Genomic DNA, 15,495 nt, shown 5'->3' on the forward strand with positions numbered 1-15,495 from the left:
CACCTCGGGGAACCCCCCTACCCCTCCCCCCCCTTGGGGTTGTTGCGACCTCCCCCCCCCGGGGGGGGAACCGCCCTTGTCCCCCCCCCCCCCGGCCCGCTCCCGGAGGAGCCGTCGAGCCTTCACCGGCCCGGGGAGAAGCCTCCCCAGACCGACGCGGGGCCGCCCGCCGACTGGGCGTCGACCCGGTAGCTGTCGCTCGCGGCGCTGCGCGCTCCGGTCGCGTGGTTGTACTGGCCGGCGAACTCGTGCTGCCCGGCCGGTACCGTGCGGCCTGGCTTGAGCACCCAGCGGTAGACCAGCGCACCGCCGGACTCCCGGGCGGTGACGGTGAAGTCGTCGGTCGGCAGGGTCCGCCAGTTTCCGGTGTCCCGTACGTCGCCGGTCTGGGCGATGCGCAGCTCGACGGTGAGCGAGCCGAGTGGCTGGGTGGTCCTGAGGACGAGGTTGGTCTGGCCCCAGTAGACGGTGCTGTGCTGGTCGATCGATCCCTCCGACCACAGCGGCCCGTTCTGGGCCCGGCTGCTCGTCGACGGGGTCGGGCGCGGACCGGCCGGGCTGGTGGCGGCCGGTGCCGGCGCCGGGGCGGTGCCAGTCGGGGGAGCAGAGGGTGTCGGAGTGGGAGTGGCCGTGAGGGAGGGGGCGGCCGGCGCGGTGGTGACGGTGTCCGACGGCGAAGTCCGGGCGATGCCGGCGACGGCGAGACCGCCGGTCGCCAGGATGCCGGCGGTGGCGAGGCCGGCGAGGGCGGCCCTGGGCCAAGACCTCAGGCCCGACCGCGTGCGGTGACGGACGGGAGGGCCGGCCGCGCCGCGCTCGACGCGTGCCAGGATCCGTGCGCGGTCGGGCTGGTGGGCCTCGGCGGCCTCGCGCAGCCGCCGGGTGGTGTGCTCGTTCACCGGTTCCTCCTTCCTGTCGCCAGTTCGTCGACCGCTCGTGCGCCGAGTGCGCGTTCCAGCTCGGCCATCCCCTTCGAGGTCTGGCTCTTCACCGTACCGACCGATATGCCGAGCGCCACGGCGGTGTCCTTCTCCGACAGGTCGAAGGCGTGGCGCAGCACCACGCACGCCCGCTTGCGGAACGGCAGCCGGGCGAGCGCCGTACGGACGTCCAGCACGGCGGCCACGTCCGGGCCGTCCGTCCTCTCCGGGGCGCGGGACCAGAACAGCAGGATCCGCCGCCGCTCGCGGACCGCGCTGCGGATCCGGGCCCGCGCCATGTTGGCCACCACCCCGCGGGCGTAGGCGAGTGGGTGGTCGGCCGCGCGGAGCCGGTCCCAGCGCTGCCACAGGGCGATCAGGGCGTCCGCGGCGAGGTCGTCGGCCGCGTCCGTCTCGCCGGTGAGGAGGTGGGCGAGACGGGCGAGTTCGGCGTAATGGCGTTCGAAGAAGTCGTGGAACTCCGCGGACGCGTCATCGAGGAGCATTTCCCCCGGTCGCCCTCTCCCTGAAGTGTGAGCGTTAACAATCAGCGTGAGCCTAGCAGTGCACGTCTCCGGGGCGGGGCGGTGGTCGCCCTGGCGGGGGACCGCCGCCGGCCGACGGGTGAGCGGCGCGGTCAATGCCGGGCGAACTGGACTCGGGTCGGCTGGGCGGAGTCCGGCTTCACCGCGATCCCGTCGACGGTCACTTGTTCCCCGTAGACGTCGGTGACCCTGATCGGTCCGCCGCACCCGCTGCCGTCGGGGGAAAGGAAGTAGTTGTAGTCGGTGCGGGACAGCTGCCGCCAGCCGTCGGCGGTCCGGACCTCCAGTGCCGCCACCGGGTTCCGGTGGCCGATCACCTGGATTCCGCACCACCACTGGGTGGATCCGGTCTTGTACCGGATCGACATCGTGTCCGGTGCCGTGCCGGGGCTCAGCAGCGTCCAGGTGATCGGGAGGCGGCCCACCGAGAGCTCGGCGAGCTTGGCGAAGGCCTCGTGGCTGAGGTCGAGCTGCCCGGGCGCGCAGGGCAAGGGGCACTCGTTGACGATCCGCACCGTGATGCTCGCGCCGTTGGCGGCGCGGACGAGCACGGACGCCCCGCAGGCCTTGGACGACTCGTAGTCTGTGTGGTTCATCGCCGCGATCATGAGGTCACCGGACGGGCCGAACGAGCAGGCGCCGTTGCCGTCGGCGGCGTCGTAGGACGTCGCGACGCCCTGGTAGCTCGCCCCGGGCTTGATCCGCCCGGCCAGGGACGCCGTGGCCGGTGCGGTGCGGGCACTGGTGGTGGCTGCCGATGGCGACGTGGTGACCGTGGTGGCCGAGGGCGACGGGGTGGCCGTGGCAGCCGACGGCCGCGACGTGGGGGTGGCGGACGGTGACGGGGTACCCGTGGCAGAGGGCGGGGGCGGGGAGGTGGTGACCGACGGCGGCGCCGCCGAGGGCGTGGCAGCGGCCGGGGCGGTGAAGCCCGGCGGGGTGCTCGGCTCGGTGGCCCCGACGGACGCGGCGGCCGGCACCCCGGCGTCGGTGCCGCCGCCCCCGCTGCCCGGCAGGAGCGCGAAGGCCAGGCACACCAGCACACCGACCGCCACCAGCGCCAACGGTATGCCCATGACCAGCCCACGCCTGCGGTTCGACTGCGGGGCGGCGTGCTTCATTGCCCTCATTGCCATCCATTCGGTAGATCGCCTCGACGTTGCACTGACCAGTGGGCGCCGGAGACGGAAAGGTTGCCGTTCCGGCGCAGGTTTTTTCGGGCCGGCTCCGGGGGCGGGCGACGCGGATCCGCCGCCCGCCCCCGGGCCGTGCCGGTCAGGACGGGTCGCCGTACACCACACCGCGGCCGTAGCCGCCCAGGTACACCCGGCCGTAGACGTCGGGGTCGCCGGTGATGACGTTGACGACGCTCCCGCCGAACTGGTGCTGGTCGTCGTTGATCCGGACCCAGGTCGAGCCGCCGTCGGTGGAGCGGAACAGGCCGGTGACTCCCTTCACCTTCCCGCTGAGGTAGAGGGCCTGGTAGCCGGCGCCGGGCGCAGCCTTGCCGAAGCCGACGGCGGCCGCCTGCTCCACGCCGTCGAGCCTGCGGAAGCTCGCCCCGCCGTCGGTGGAGTGCCGGAGCCCGTTGCTCCCACCGGCGATCCACAGGTCACCGGCGACGCCCGGGACCGCCTTGAGCTGCCCGTCGCCCAGGCCGGTCGCCCGGGCGGCGAAATGCCTCCCGCCGTCGGTGCCGGCGTACAGGGTGCCGCCGCTGAGGGCGTAGAAGGTGTTCGCCGCCGAACGGTCGGCCACCACGGCCGCGTCCTTCGGCAGGCCGGAGACCGCCGCCCAGGACGCACCGCGGTTGGTCGAGAAGAACGGAGCCTGGCCCGCGGGGGTCCACACCACGGTGCCGCCGTCCGTCGAGACGGCCGCGGAACCGCCGCCCGCGTCGCCCACCGGAGCCGCCGCGAAGGGCGTCCAGCCGGCTCCGCCGTCCGTCGAGTAGGCGCCGTGCTGCGCGCCGCCGAGGCCGACCCGCACCATGAACTCCGGCTTCCCCTGGGCGAAGTCGATGCCGGTGGTGTTGGTGAACAGCGGACCGCTCACCGCCTTGGCGGGGACCTTGGTCAGGTCGTCGTGCCGGAATCCGCCGACGTCGCCGAGCGCGCTGATCAGCGGGAGACCGGGTGGCTTGACCAGCCCGAGCGTCGCGGTCTCCTCCAGCCCCTTGGCCGGAATGGTCCAGTGCGTCGGACGCCCGCCGTCCGCCGCGGTCACGTCGTTGCTTCCCCACATGCCCGAGCCGGTGCCGTACAGCACGTGCCCGGAGTCGAAGGGGTCGATGGCCAGTGCGCCCATCCAGTGCCCGATGCCGGTCCCCACGTACGGCGCCGCGGAGCTGTCCCGCTCCGAGCTCGCGCCGAGCGGCTTCCAGGTGGCGCCGCCGTCGGTCGAGCGGTACAGCTCGTCGGAGGGCCACCAGCGGTCCAGCGTGGTGACCATCACCGTGGCCGGGTGCTGCGGGTCCACCGCCAAGCCGGCGAAGCCGTAACTGCCGCTGGACGGCGAGATGTTCTTCCAGGCCCCGGTGGACGGCGTGTACTTCCACACCGATCCGGCCGTCACACCGTTCGGGCCGGGCGCGTTGGTGTACGTCAGGTAGAACGAGCCGTCGCCGGACAGCACACCGTGCTGCGGCAGCTGCCCCGTCGGCTGGCCGGGGACGGCCTGCCAGGTGGCGCCGCCGTCGGTGGAGCGGTACAGCGAGGTCGACTTGTCGGCCACCCCGACGTAGATCGTCCTGCTGCCGGACGGGCCGAAGGTCACGAAGGACAGGCCGACCCCGCTGCTCGCACCGTCCTTGACGGGGAAGCTGCCGACCTGGCTCCAGGTCGCGCCGTAGTCGGTGCTGCGCCAGAGGCCGTTCTTGCGGGTGCCCAGGTAGAGCGTGCCGTGGTTGGAAGGGTCCACCGCCAGCCGCTCGCCCATGGACCGGCCGTCCTCGTTGCCGCCCAGCTTGAACGGCAGGTCGGTGCGCTGGAACGTCCTGCCCTGGTCGGTGGAGCGGAGGATCGCGCCGTTGCCCGCCCAGTCGTTGGTGTAGGTGCCGCTCGCGAGGTACAGCCGGTTGGGGTCGACCGGGTCGGTCGCCAGGCTCTCGATCCCCAGCAGGTTCCAGTCGGCGCCACCGATCCAGTCGGTCAGCGACGTCCACCGGGCGGCGGCCGCGTCCCAGCGGTACGCGCCGCCGATGTCGGTCCGGGCGTAGAGGAGGTCCTTGCGGGCGGGGTTGAAGACCAGTCCGGTGACGAAGCCGCCACCGACGATCTGCGCGTTGTGCCAGGTGTACCCGCCCGTGCCGGACACCTTGACCAGCCGCCACTGCTGGTTGGTGCTGCCGCGGTCGGCGTACTGGATGAGCGGTACGCCCTCGTCGCTGCCGCCGCCCCACACGTCCAGCACCATGCCGCTGCTGCGGGAGACGAACTTCACCACGCCATCGCCGACATCCTGCGTCCGCCACTGCTGCGCGGCGGAGGCGTGGTCGGTCTGCTGCTCGATGGCGGCGGCGGACCGTGAGGCATCACCGCGCACCCCGAGGACCTTGTGGCTGCTGCGGTTCTCCAGCTCGTAGTAGCCGTCCCCCGCCAGCCTCAGCCGCCACTGCTGGCTCACGGACCCGGCCACGCGGTTCATCTGCCGGATCCAGGCGCCGTCGGCGGTGTCCGCCCCGGGCACGTCCAGCGCCTTGTCACTGCGGACGGACACCAGCGTGTAGTAGGCGTCGGGATCCACCGACGCGGCCTTCGAGTCGGCCTGCACGAACAGCAGGTACGGGCCGAGCACACCGGGTACACCCAGCGCCAGGCCCAGAGTGGTCCAGCGCCGACGGTGGCGCCCGCGGGGGCGCCGCACGTCACCGGTCGCGCGGAAGCGTCGGCCGCGACCGTGCGATGCGGGATCCGTCTCGTTCATGGGGCTACTCCTTGCTTCGGCCCTGCCGTCGTACACTCGCCCGGATCGGCGGTGCGCGGTGGCGGACGGCGGTGGGATCGGACGACCCGGGCGTATCCGCCCTCGGGGTCACCTGTCAGTTGCCGCCGTGGCGGAAGAGGTTGCCGCTCACTCGAAGGAATTCCGGCCGAGGTGTGTGCGGCGCTCTTCCCTCGTCCCGCCCGCACCGTCGGGGCAACGGAAAGCGCACGGTGGTCGGATGGTCGACCACCGTGCGCTTTTCCGGTCACCGGCGGGCTCGCCCGCGGCGGGGGACGGTGTCAGGAACCGGCCCGGCGCTTGTTGTAGACGTCGAAGCCGACGGCCGCGAGCAGCACCAGACCCTTGATGACCTGCTGGTAGTCGGTCCCGATGCCGACGAGTGACATGCCGTTGTTGAGCACGCCCAGCACCAGGCCGCCGATGATCGCGCCGAGGACGGTGCCCACGCCGCCGCTGGCCGAGGCGCCGCCGATGAACGCGGCGGCGATCGCCTCCAGCTCGAAGTTGATGCCGGCCTGCGGCGTACCGGCGTTGAGACGTGCCGCGAAGACCAGCCCGGCCAGCGCCGCCAGGACGCCCATGTTGGTGAAGGCGAGGAAGACGACCCGCTTGCTCTTCACCCCGGACAGCTTCGCGGCCGCCTCGTTGCCGCCGATGGCGTAGGTGTGCCGCCCGATGATCGAGTTGCGCATCAGGTAGCCGAAACCGACCAGCAGCGCGCCGAGGATCAGCAGCACGATCGGGACGCCGTGGTAGCTGGCCAGCAGCAGGGTGAAGACCACCACGGCGGCGGTGATCACGGCCAGTTTGACGAGGAAGAGCCCGAGCGGGAGCAGCTCAAGCCCGTACGAGGCGGTCTGCCGCCGGCCGCGGACCTCCTGCAGGATCGCGACGGCCAGGACCGCGAGGCCCAGCAGCAGGGTGAGGTTGTGGTAGTTGGTGTGCGGGCCGACCTCGGGGAGGAAGCCGCTGCTGATGCTCTGGAAGCCCTTGGGGAACGGCGCCACCGACTGGCCCTGCAACAGGATCTGGGTGCCGCCGCGGAACAGCAGCATGCCCGCCAGGGTGACGATGAACGACGGGATCCCCAGGTAGGCGATCCAGAAGCCCTGCCAGGCCCCGGCGAGGGCGCCGATCACCAGGGCGGCCAGCATCGCCACGGGCCACGGCACGTGGTGCTTCACCATCATCACCGCGGCGGCGGCCCCGACGAAGGCGGCCAGGGAACCGACTGAGAGGTCGATGTGCCCGGCGATGATGACGATCATCATCCCGATCGCCAGGATGAGGATGTAGCCGTTCTGCTGGATCAGGTTGGTGATGTTGAGCGGCTGGAGCAGGATGCCGTCGGTCCAGATCTGGAACAGCAGCACGATCAGCGCGAGGGCGACCAGCATGCCGTACTGGCGTACGTTGCCGCGCAGCGCGCGGGCCAGCACACCGCCGATGGCAGGGCTCGGGCCGGCCTGCGGTGTCTTCGGGGACGAATCCGGGATGATCTCGGTCTGGGCCATGCCTTACACCTGCTCGTTGCTGGATGCGGCGCTCATGGTCATGAGTCGCATGAGGGATTCCTGGGTCGCGTCGGCGCGGGCCGCCTGGCCGGTGATCCGGCCTTCGGCCATGGTGTAGATCCGGTCGCACAGGCCCAGGAGTTCGGGGAGTTCGGACGAGATGACGAGCACGGCCTTGCCCTGGGCGGCCAACTCGGCGATGACGGTGTAGATCTCCGCCTTCGCGCCGATGTCGATGCCGCGGGTGGGCTCGTCGAGGATCAGCACCTCCGGTTCGGCGAAGATCCACTTGCTGAGGACGACCTTCTGCTGGTTGCCGCCGCTGAGCGTGCCGGTCCGGGTGAACACCGTCGGGGCCTTGATGTTCATGGTGCGCCGGAAGGACTCGGCGACCCGGGCCTCCTCGTGCCGGTTGACCCGGCCGTACCGCGCGACCTTGCCGAGCGCGCTCAGCGAGATGTTCCGGCTGATGTCGTCGATGAGGTTGAGGCCGAGCTGTTTGCGGTCCTCGGTGACGTACGCGATGCCGTGCCCGATCGCCTCGGGCACCGTGCGGGTGCGGATCTCCCGGCCGTGCAGCCGCACCCGGCCGGCGGCCCATCGGCCGTACGAGCGGCCGAAGACGCTCATGGCCAGCTCGGTGCGGCCGGCGCCCATCAGGCCGGCGATGCCGACGATCTCGCCGCGCCGCACGTTCAGCGAGGCGCCGTCGACCACCATGCGTTGCTGGTCGATGGGGTGCCGCACGCTCCAGTCCTCGACCTCGAAGGCGACCTCGCCGATGTCCGCGGCGCGTTCGGGGTAGCGGTGCTCCAGGTCGCGGCCGACCATGCCCCGGATGATCCGTTCCTCGGAGATGCCCCCGGAGCCGATCGCGATGGTCTCGATGGTCTGCCCGTCGCGCAGGATGGTCACGGCGTCGGCGACCCGGGCGATCTCGTTCAGCTTGTGGGAGATGATGATGCAGGCGATGCCCTGCGCCTTGAGCTCCAGAATCAGGTCGAGCAGCTTGCGGCTGTCCTCGTCGTTCAGCGCGGCGGTCGGCTCGTCCAGGATGAGCAGCTTGACCTTCTTGGCGAGCGCCTTGGCGATCTCGACCAGCTGCTGCTTTCCCACGCCGAGGTCGGCGATCCGGGTGTGCGGGCTCTCGTCGAGGCCGACCTGGCGGAGCAGCTCCGCGGCGTGGGTGAGTGTCCGGCGCCAGTTGATGATGCCCCGGGTGGCGTGCTCGTTGCCGAGGAAGACGTTCTCGGCGATGGAGAGGTACGGAACCAGCGCCAGTTCCTGGTGGATGATGACGATGCCGCGCTGCTCGCTGGCCCGGATGTCCTTGAACCGGCAGGGCTCGCCCTCGAAGAGGATCTCGCCCTCGTAGCTGCCGTGCGGGTAGACGCCGCTGAGCACCTTCATCAGGGTGGACTTGCCGGCGCCGTTCTCGCCGCAGACGGCGTGCACCTCACCGGCGGCGACGGTCAGGTTGACCTCGGAGAGCGCCTTGACACCGGGGAACGACTTGCTGATCGACCGCATCTCGAGAACGGGTCCAGCCATGGTTGTGCGTCCGTATCGTTCGGGGCGGTGCGGTGGGGGAGAGCCCCCGGGCTCCGCACCGCCGGTTCGGCACGGGGCCCGTCGAGCGGGCCCCGCGGGCTACTTGAGCTGGTCCGCGGTGTACTGACCGCTGTCGACCAGGACCTTCTGGTAGTTGTCCTTGTCGACGCTGACCGGCTGGAGCAGCTGTGCCGGAACGGTCTTCACGCCGTTGTTGTACTGGCTGGTGTCGTTGACCTCGGGCTTGCCGCCGGTCAGCAGCGCGTCGCCCATCTGGACGGCGGCCTTGGCCAGCTGGCGGGTGTCCTTGTAGACGGTCTGGGTCTGCTCGCCGGCGATGATCGACTTCACCGAGGCCAGCTCGCCGTCCTGGCCGGTGACGACGGGCAGCGACTTCCCGGCGCCGTACCCGACGCCCTTGAGCGAGGAGAGGATGCCGATCGAAATGCCGTCGTAGGGGGAGAGCACGGCGTCGACGCGGGCGCTGGTGTACGACTTGCTCAGCAGGTTGTCCATCCTGGACTGGGCGAGAGCGCCGTCCCAGCGCAGTGTGGCGACCTGGTTGAAGGCGGTCTGGCCGCTCTGCACGACCAGTTTCTTGTCGTCGACGTACGGCTTGAGGGCGCTCATCGCGCCGTTGAAGAAGAAGGTGGCGTTGTTGTCGTCCGGCGAGCCGGCGAACAGCTCGATGTTGAACGGGCCCTTGCCGTCCTTGAGGCCGAGCTTGTCGACGATGTAGCTGCCCTGGAGGACGCCGACCTTGTAGTTGTCGAACGTCGCGTAGTAGTCGACGTTCTGCGTGCCGCGGATCAGCCGGTCGTAGGAGATCACCGGGATGTGCGCGTCGGCGGCCTTCTGCAGCACGTTGGTGAGGGAGGAGCCGTCGATGGCGGCGATCACCAGCAGCTTGGCGCCCTTGGTGATCATGTTCTCCACCTGGGAGACCTGGTTCTCCACCACGTTGTCGCCGTACTGCAGGTCGGTCTTGTAGCCCTTGGCCTGGAACTCCTTGACCATGTTGGTGCCGTCGTTGATCCAGCGTTCCGACGACTTCGTCGGCATCGCGATGCCGACCAGACCGCCCTTGGCGTCCCCCTTGGCCGCGCCGTCGCCCGCTCCGTTGGTGCTCTGGCCGCAGGCCGCCAACGAGAGCACCAGGCCCGCGGCGACCAGGCCCGCCGAAATCTTCCGCACAGTTCCTCCAGTGGTGTTCCGCGACCGGCACAGCGCGTCCTCTGACTGGGCGGCTGGGAGCGGTCGGGCGAGGCCGGCCGGGAGCGGTCCCTCGGGCTGTGGGGCGTCGGGGTGGCGGCCGCCCTGGCCTGGCGTTACATGAGTGTTAACGCTCACATCTGTTGGAGTCAAGAGGGTTCGGGGCATCGTTGGATCCCCGAGATCTGGCGTTGACCCCCGGGCGGTCGCGGCCGGGCGGCGCGTCGCCGGCTGCGGATCGGGGGCGACGGCGGATCGGGGGCGACGGCGGCGCCACCCGCAGGCGGTCCGGCCGGTGTCCGGTCGCCGCGGGCGGGCCCGCCCCGCCGGTGGCCCGGGCGGCCGGCGCGAAGAGTGCCGCGTCCTTCGACCGAGGGTGACGGAACGGCCCGGGCCTGGTCGCGTACTGTGGGCGGCAGCCGAGGAGGGGAGAGCCCGTGGGAACCGAGAGTGCCGGGACGGAACAGCGCCAGCCCGTGATGGCGGACGTGGCGAAACTGGCGGGTGTGTCCCACCAGACGGTGTCCCGGGTGCTCAACGGCGCCCCGCACGTGCGGCCGGACACCCGGGAGCGCGTGCTGGCCGCCATCCGCGAACTGGACTACCGGCCCAACTCCGCCGCCCGCGCCCTGGTCACCCGCCGCTCGCAGACCCTCGGCGTGGTCAGCTTCGACTCGACGCTCTACGGACCGGCCTCGATGCTGGAGGGCATCGAGCAGGCCGCTCGCAGCGCCGGGTACTTCGTGAGCGTGACCAGCCTGCGCTCCCTTGACGGCCGGTCGGTCCAGGAGGCCGTCGACCGGCTGCGCGACCAGGGAGTGGAGGGCGTCGTGGTGATCGCGCCGCAGACCTCCGCCGTCAGTGCCGTGGCCCGGCTCTCCAGCTCGGTGCCGGTCGTCGCGGTCGGATCGGGCAACCAGACCCAGGTGCCCATGGTGTCGGTGGGCAACCGCGAGGGTGCGGGCGAGGCCACCGGGCACCTGCTCGACCTGGGCCACCGCACCGTGCACCACGTGGCCGGACCGTCCAACTGGCTGGAGAGCCAGGACCGCGAGGAGGGCTGGCGCCTCACGCTGCAGGCGGCGGGGGCTCCCGTGCCGGAGGTGGAGCGGGGCGACTGGAGCGCCCGCTCGGGCTACCAGGCCGGGTTGCGGATCGCGCGACTGCCCGATGTCACGGCCGTCTTCTGCGCCAACGACCACATGGCCCTCGGCCTGCTGCGCGCCCTGAACGAGGGCGGCCGGTCGGTGCCCGAGGAGATCAGTGTGGTCGGCTTCGACGACATCCCGGAGGCCGCCTACTTCATCCCGCCGCTGACCACCGTGCGGCAGGACTTCGGCGAACTCGGCAGGCGGGCGCTGGAGCTGCTGCTGGGGGAGCTGGAGGGCGATGCGAGGTCCGCCCCGAGCCACGTGCGGATCCAGCCCGAGCTGGTGCTGCGCCGCAGCGTGGGCCCGGTCGTCCGCCGGTGAACCGCCGGCGCCGCGCGCCGCGCTGACCGCCCGGGCCTGCGGACGCCCGGCGAGGGAACTTCCCTTGACACGTCCAATGTTAACGCTCACAATTTCTGTGAGCGTTAACACGAGCGAAACGCCCACCCACTCCACCGGCCAGGCGCCGCCATTTCCCGCTTCTGGGCGCCCGGCCGGTGGTCCCTCGTTCCGCCCTCCTGAGGGGGAGGCCGCGGAACGGAGCCTGTCGCCGGTGAGCTGCCCCCCTGCCCCGGCTGCGGATCCACCGGCGACAGGCGACACCACAGGTGTGTCGCCCCAATGCCTGGCCCCCGTACGAAGGATGATGAGGTGACCGTGAATCCCGCTGCCCCCGACCCGGAGAGATACGTCGTCGGGATCGACTTCGGCACCCTCTCCGGCCGCGCCGTTGTGGTCCGCGTGCGCGACGGCGAGGAGGTCGCCACCGCCGTCCACGAGTACCCGCACGCCGTCATCGAGCGCGAACTGCCCGGCACGGGAAGGCCGTTGCCGCCAGACTGGGCGCTGCAGCACCCCGGGGACTGGCGCGAGGTGCTGCAGACCGCCGTCCCGGCCGCACTCGCCGCCGCCGGCGTCGACCCCGCGCACGTCATCGGGATCGCCACCGACTTCACGGCCTGCACCGTCCTGCCGGTACTCGCCGACGGCACCCCGCTCGCCGAGACGGCCGACTGGGCGACCCGCCCGCACGCCTGGCCCAAGCTCTGGAAGCACCACGCCGCCCAGGCCCAGGCGGACCGCATCAACGCCCTGGCCCACACCCGGGGTGAGAAGTGGATCTCCCGCTACGGCGGGCGGATCTCCGCGGAGTGGCAGTACGCCAAGGCGTTGCAGGTCCTGGAGGAGGACCCGGCCGTCTACACCGCGACCGAGCGCTGGATCGAAGCCGCCGACTGGATCGTCTGGCAGCTCACCGGGGCCGAGAGCCGCAACACCTGCACCGCCGGGTACAAGGGCATCCACCAGGACGGGAGCTACCCGAGCGAGGACTACCTCGCCGCGCTCCACCCCGGGTTCGCCGACTTCGCCCGCACCCGCCTGGAGCACCCGCTCTCCCCGCTCGGCTCCCGGGTCGGCTCGCTCACCGCGCAGGCGGCACGATGGACCGGCCTGCCCGAGGGGATCGCGGTCGCCGCCGGCAACGTCGACGCGCACGTCGCGGCACCGGCCGCCCGCGCCGTCGACAACGGCCAACTCCTCGCCATCATGGGCACGTCCACCTGTCACGTCGTCAACGGCGCGGCGCTCGCCGACGTCCCCGGCATCTGCGGCGTGGTCGAGGACGGCATCGTCGCCGGCTCCTACGGCTACGAGGCCGGGCAGAGCGCCGTCGGCGACATCTTCGCCTGGTGGCTGCGCCAGGGCGTCCCCGCGGACTACCTGGCCGAGGCCGAGGCCGGCGGCGAGGACCTGCACCGGCTGCTCACCCGCAAGGCCGCCGACCAACCCGTCGGCGCGCACGGCCTGGTGGCACTCGACTGGATGAACGGCAACCGTTCCACGCTGGTGGACCACCACCTGTCCGGCGTGATCGTCGGGCTCACCCTGGCCACCCGACCCGAGGAGATCTACCGGGCCCTGCTGGAGGCCACCGCCTTCGGCACCCGCGTCATCGTCGAGGCCCTGGAGCAGGGCGGGGTCCCCGTCACCGAGTTCATCGTCACCGGCGGCCTCAAGAAGAACGCCCTGCTGATGCAGATCTACGCCGACGTGCTGCGCCGCCCGGTCTCGGTCGCCGAGTCGGAGCAGGGCCCCGCCCTCGGATCCGCGATCCACGCCGCGGTCGCCGCCGGGGCGTACCCGGACGTGCGGAGCGCGGCCGAGGCCATGGGCCGGGTGCGGCGGGGCGCGTACCAGCCCGATCCGGCCGCCGCCGACGCCTACGACCGGCTCTTCGCCGAGTACCGCGCCCTGCACGACCACTTCGGTCTCGGGGCCGACAAGCTCCTGCACCGCCTGCGTGACATCCGCAACGCCGCCCTCACCACACCGAGCGAGGCCCTGTGAACGCGACCAACGCGACCAACGCGATCAACGCGACCATCGACGCCATCCGCCGCCAGGTCAGCGACCTGCATCAGGAGCTGGTCCGCTACAACCTGGTGGTCTGGACCGCCGGTAACGTCTCCGCCCGCGTCCCGGGAGCGGACCTGCTGGTCATCAAGCCCAGTGGCGTCTCCTACGACGACCTGTCGCCGCAGAACATGATCGTCTGCGACCTGGACGGCAACGTCGTCGAGGGAGCCCACGCGCCGTCCTCGGACACCGCCGCGCACGCCTACGTCTACCGCCACATGCCCGAGGTAGGTGGAGTGGTCCACACCCACTCCACCTACGCCTGCGCCTGGGCGGCCCGGGCTGAGGCCGTCCCCTGCGTCCTGACCGCGATGGCCGACGAGTTCGGCGCCGAGATCCCGGTCGGCCCCTTCGCCCTGATCGGCGACGACTCGATCGGCCGGGGCATCGTGGACACCCTCAAGGGCCACCGCTCGCCCGCCGTCCTGATGCAGAACCACGGCGTCTTCACCATCGGCAAGGACGCCAAGGCCGCGGTCAAGGCCGCGGTGATGTGCGAGGACGTCGCCCGCACCGTCCACCTCTCCCGTCAGCTCGGCGAGCCCCGGCCGATCGCGCAGGCGGACATCGACAGCCTCAACTTCCGTTACCAGAACGTCTACGGCCAGCCCCAGGGCCGGTGAGGAGCCACCCCATGAAGAAGCCGATGGAGGGCCGCGAGGTCTGGTTCCTGACCGGCAGCCAAGGGCTCTACGGCGAGGACACGCTGCGCCAGGTCGCGGAACAGTCCCAGCGGATCGCCGAAGCCCTGAACCGAGACCTCCTCCTGCCGGTCGAGGTCGTCTGGAAGCCCGTCCTCACGGACGCCGACGCGATCCGCCGGATCTGCCTGGAGGCCAACTCCGAGGACGGCTGCATCGGCCTGATCGCCTGGATGCACACGTTCTCCCCGGCGAAGATGTGGATCGCCGGTCTGGACGCCCTGCAGAAGCCGCTGCTCCACCTGCACACCCAGGCCAATGTCGAACTGCCCTGGCAGACCATCGACATGGACTTCATGAACCTGAACCAGGCCGCCCACGGCGACCGCGAGTTCGGCTACATCCAGTCCCGCCTCGGCGTCCCGCGCAAGACCGTCGCCGGACACGTCACCGACCCGGCCGTCTCCGCCAGGGTTGCCACCTGGGCCCGCGCCGCCGCCGGCCGCGCCGAACTGCGCAGCCTCAAGCTCGCCCGCTTCGGCGACAACATGCGCGACGTCGCCGTCACCGAGGGCGACAAGGTCGAGGCCCAGCGCCGCTTCGGCGTCTCCGTCAACACCTACGGCGTCAACGACCTCGTCGCCGCCGTGGACGCGACGGACGACGGCGACGTCACCGCGCTGGTCAAGGAGTACGAGGACGGCTACCGCCTCGCCCCCGAGCTGCGGGCCGGCGGGGAGCGCCACGAGTCGCTGCGCTACGCGGCGCGGATCGAACTCGGCCTGCGCGGCTTCCTCGAACAGGGCGGTTTCAAAGCCTTCACCACCAACTTCGAGGATCTCGGCGGGCTGCGTCAGCTCCCCGGTCTGGCGGTGCAGCGACTGATGGCCGACGGCTACGGCTTCGGCGGCGAGGGCGACTGGAAGACCGCCACCCTGCTGCGCACCCTCAAGGTCGCTGCCACCGGACTGCCCGGCGGTACCTCCTTCATGGAGGACTACACCTACCACCTGGAGTTCGGCCGCGAGCTGATCCTCGGCGCGCACATGCTGGAGGTCTGCCCCAGCATCGCGGCCGCCACGCCCTCCTGCGAGATCCACCCGCTCGCCATCGGCGGGCGCGAGGACCCGGTCCGCCTGGTCTTCGACGCCGAACCCGGCCCGGCCGTGGTGGTCGGCCTCGCCGACCTGGGTGACCGCTTCCGGCTGGTCGCCAACGAGGTCGACGTGGTGGAGCCGCCGGCGCCGCTGCCCCACCTGCCCGTCGCCCGCGCCGTCTGGAAACCGCGCCCGGATCTGCACACCTCCACCGAGGCCTGGCTGACGGCCGGCGCGCCGCACCACACCGTGCTCTCCGGCGCGCTCGGCGCCGAGGAGCTCGAGGACCTCGCCGAGATGCTCGGCGTCGAACTGCTGGTGATCGACGACGACACGAACATTCGTCGGTTCACCAAGGAACTGCGCTGGAACCAGGCCTACCACCGCCTGTCCCAGGGGCTGTGAGACCTTGGTCCAGCACCGGCGACGCCCGCCCGCCCGGCGGGTGGCGTCGTGTTCCGCAGCCCCGTGAGCAACGGGGTGGTTCCGTGTCGAGGGGCG

At 71.5% G+C, this 15,495-nt stretch carries 11 protein-coding genes; 4 read left to right on the top strand and 7 right to left on the bottom strand.

Translation table 11 applies throughout. From position 1 onward, the window contains the following. Positions 1-122 precede the first annotated feature (122 nt). The 7 genes from ACZ6NC_RS01235 to chvE all read right to left on the bottom strand — a co-directional run bounded on the left by ACZ6NC_RS01235 (position 123) and on the right by chvE (position 9,669). Positions 123-899, bottom strand: coding sequence for a hypothetical protein (locus ACZ6NC_RS01235; RefSeq protein WP_465727658.1), 777 nt, complete (start codon positions 897-899; stop codon positions 123-125). Then, the gene (locus tag ACZ6NC_RS01240; RefSeq protein ID WP_465727660.1) at positions 896-1,426 is read right to left on the bottom strand and encodes a SigE family RNA polymerase sigma factor; all 531 of its coding nucleotides are present in this window, start codon (positions 1,424-1,426) and stop codon (positions 896-898) included. The genes ACZ6NC_RS01235 and ACZ6NC_RS01240 overlap by 4 nt, the downstream gene beginning before the upstream one ends. 131 nt (positions 1,427-1,557) lie before the next feature. Next, positions 1,558-2,586: an expansin EXLX1 family cellulose-binding protein gene (locus ACZ6NC_RS01245; protein WP_465727662.1), complete on the bottom strand. Its 1,029-nt coding sequence runs from the start codon at positions 2,584-2,586 to the stop codon at positions 1,558-1,560. Between the two features lie 154 nt (positions 2,587-2,740). Next, the gene (locus ACZ6NC_RS01250) at positions 2,741-5,389 is read right to left on the bottom strand and encodes an RICIN domain-containing protein (protein WP_465727664.1); all 2,649 of its coding nucleotides are present in this window, start codon (positions 5,387-5,389) and stop codon (positions 2,741-2,743) included. Positions 5,390-5,688: 299 nt separating this feature from the next. Beyond that, entirely contained in the window at positions 5,689-6,924 is a 1,236-nt protein-coding gene (gene mmsB, locus ACZ6NC_RS01255; RefSeq protein WP_148647102.1) for a multiple monosaccharide ABC transporter permease, read from the bottom strand. A 3-nt stretch (positions 6,925-6,927) separates the two neighbouring features. Then, positions 6,928-8,475: a multiple monosaccharide ABC transporter ATP-binding protein gene (gene mmsA / locus ACZ6NC_RS01260; protein WP_465727667.1), complete on the bottom strand. Its 1,548-nt coding sequence runs from the start codon at positions 8,473-8,475 to the stop codon at positions 6,928-6,930. Between the two features lie 99 nt (positions 8,476-8,574). Then, positions 8,575-9,669: a multiple monosaccharide ABC transporter substrate-binding protein gene (gene chvE, locus ACZ6NC_RS01265; RefSeq protein ID WP_465727669.1), complete on the bottom strand. Its 1,095-nt coding sequence runs from the start codon at positions 9,667-9,669 to the stop codon at positions 8,575-8,577. A gap of 455 nt (positions 9,670-10,124) precedes the next feature. Here chvE and ACZ6NC_RS01270 point away from each other — a divergent pair, with 455 nt between their 5' ends. The 4 genes from ACZ6NC_RS01270 (at position 10,125) to araA (ending at position 15,399) form a co-directional block, all read left to right on the top strand. Further along, entirely contained in the window at positions 10,125-11,159 is a 1,035-nt protein-coding gene (locus tag ACZ6NC_RS01270; protein ID WP_465727671.1) for a LacI family DNA-binding transcriptional regulator, read from the top strand. A gap of 330 nt (positions 11,160-11,489) precedes the next feature. Further along, the gene (locus ACZ6NC_RS01275) at positions 11,490-13,187 is read left to right on the top strand and encodes a ribulokinase (protein ID WP_465727673.1); all 1,698 of its coding nucleotides are present in this window, start codon (positions 11,490-11,492) and stop codon (positions 13,185-13,187) included. After that, positions 13,184-13,879 carry an L-ribulose-5-phosphate 4-epimerase gene (locus tag ACZ6NC_RS01280; RefSeq protein ID WP_465727675.1) on the top strand — a complete coding sequence of 232 codons (696 nt, stop codon included), beginning with the start codon at positions 13,184-13,186 and terminating at the stop codon, positions 13,877-13,879. Before ACZ6NC_RS01275 ends, ACZ6NC_RS01280 begins: the two co-directional genes overlap by 4 nt. A gap of 11 nt (positions 13,880-13,890) precedes the next feature. Continuing rightward, on the top strand, positions 13,891-15,399 hold the full coding sequence (gene araA, locus ACZ6NC_RS01285; RefSeq protein ID WP_465727677.1) for an L-arabinose isomerase: 1,509 nt from the start codon (positions 13,891-13,893) through the stop codon (positions 15,397-15,399). The last annotated feature ends 96 nt before the right edge of the window (positions 15,400-15,495 follow it).

It is taken from the genome of Kitasatospora sp. NPDC041988 (assembly GCF_055588525.1).

Bases quoted from the DNA above. Each gene is read 5' to 3' on its own strand.
- ACZ6NC_RS01240 (WP_465727660.1), bottom strand. From the start codon at position 1,426: ATGCTCCTCGATGACGCGTCCGCGGAGTTCCACGACTTCTTCGAACGC.
- ACZ6NC_RS01245 (WP_465727662.1), bottom strand. From the start codon at position 2,586: ATGAAGCACGCCGCCCCGCAGTCGAACCGCAGGCGTGGGCTGGTCATG.
- ACZ6NC_RS01250 (WP_465727664.1), bottom strand. From the start codon at position 5,389: ATGAACGAGACGGATCCCGCATCGCACGGTCGCGGCCGACGCTTCCGC.
- mmsB (WP_148647102.1), bottom strand. From the start codon at position 6,924: ATGGCCCAGACCGAGATCATCCCGGATTCGTCCCCGAAGACACCGCAG.
- mmsA (WP_465727667.1), bottom strand. From the start codon at position 8,475: ATGGCTGGACCCGTTCTCGAGATGCGGTCGATCAGCAAGTCGTTCCCC.
- araA (WP_465727677.1), top strand. From the start codon at position 13,891: ATGAAGAAGCCGATGGAGGGCCGCGAGGTCTGGTTCCTGACCGGCAGC.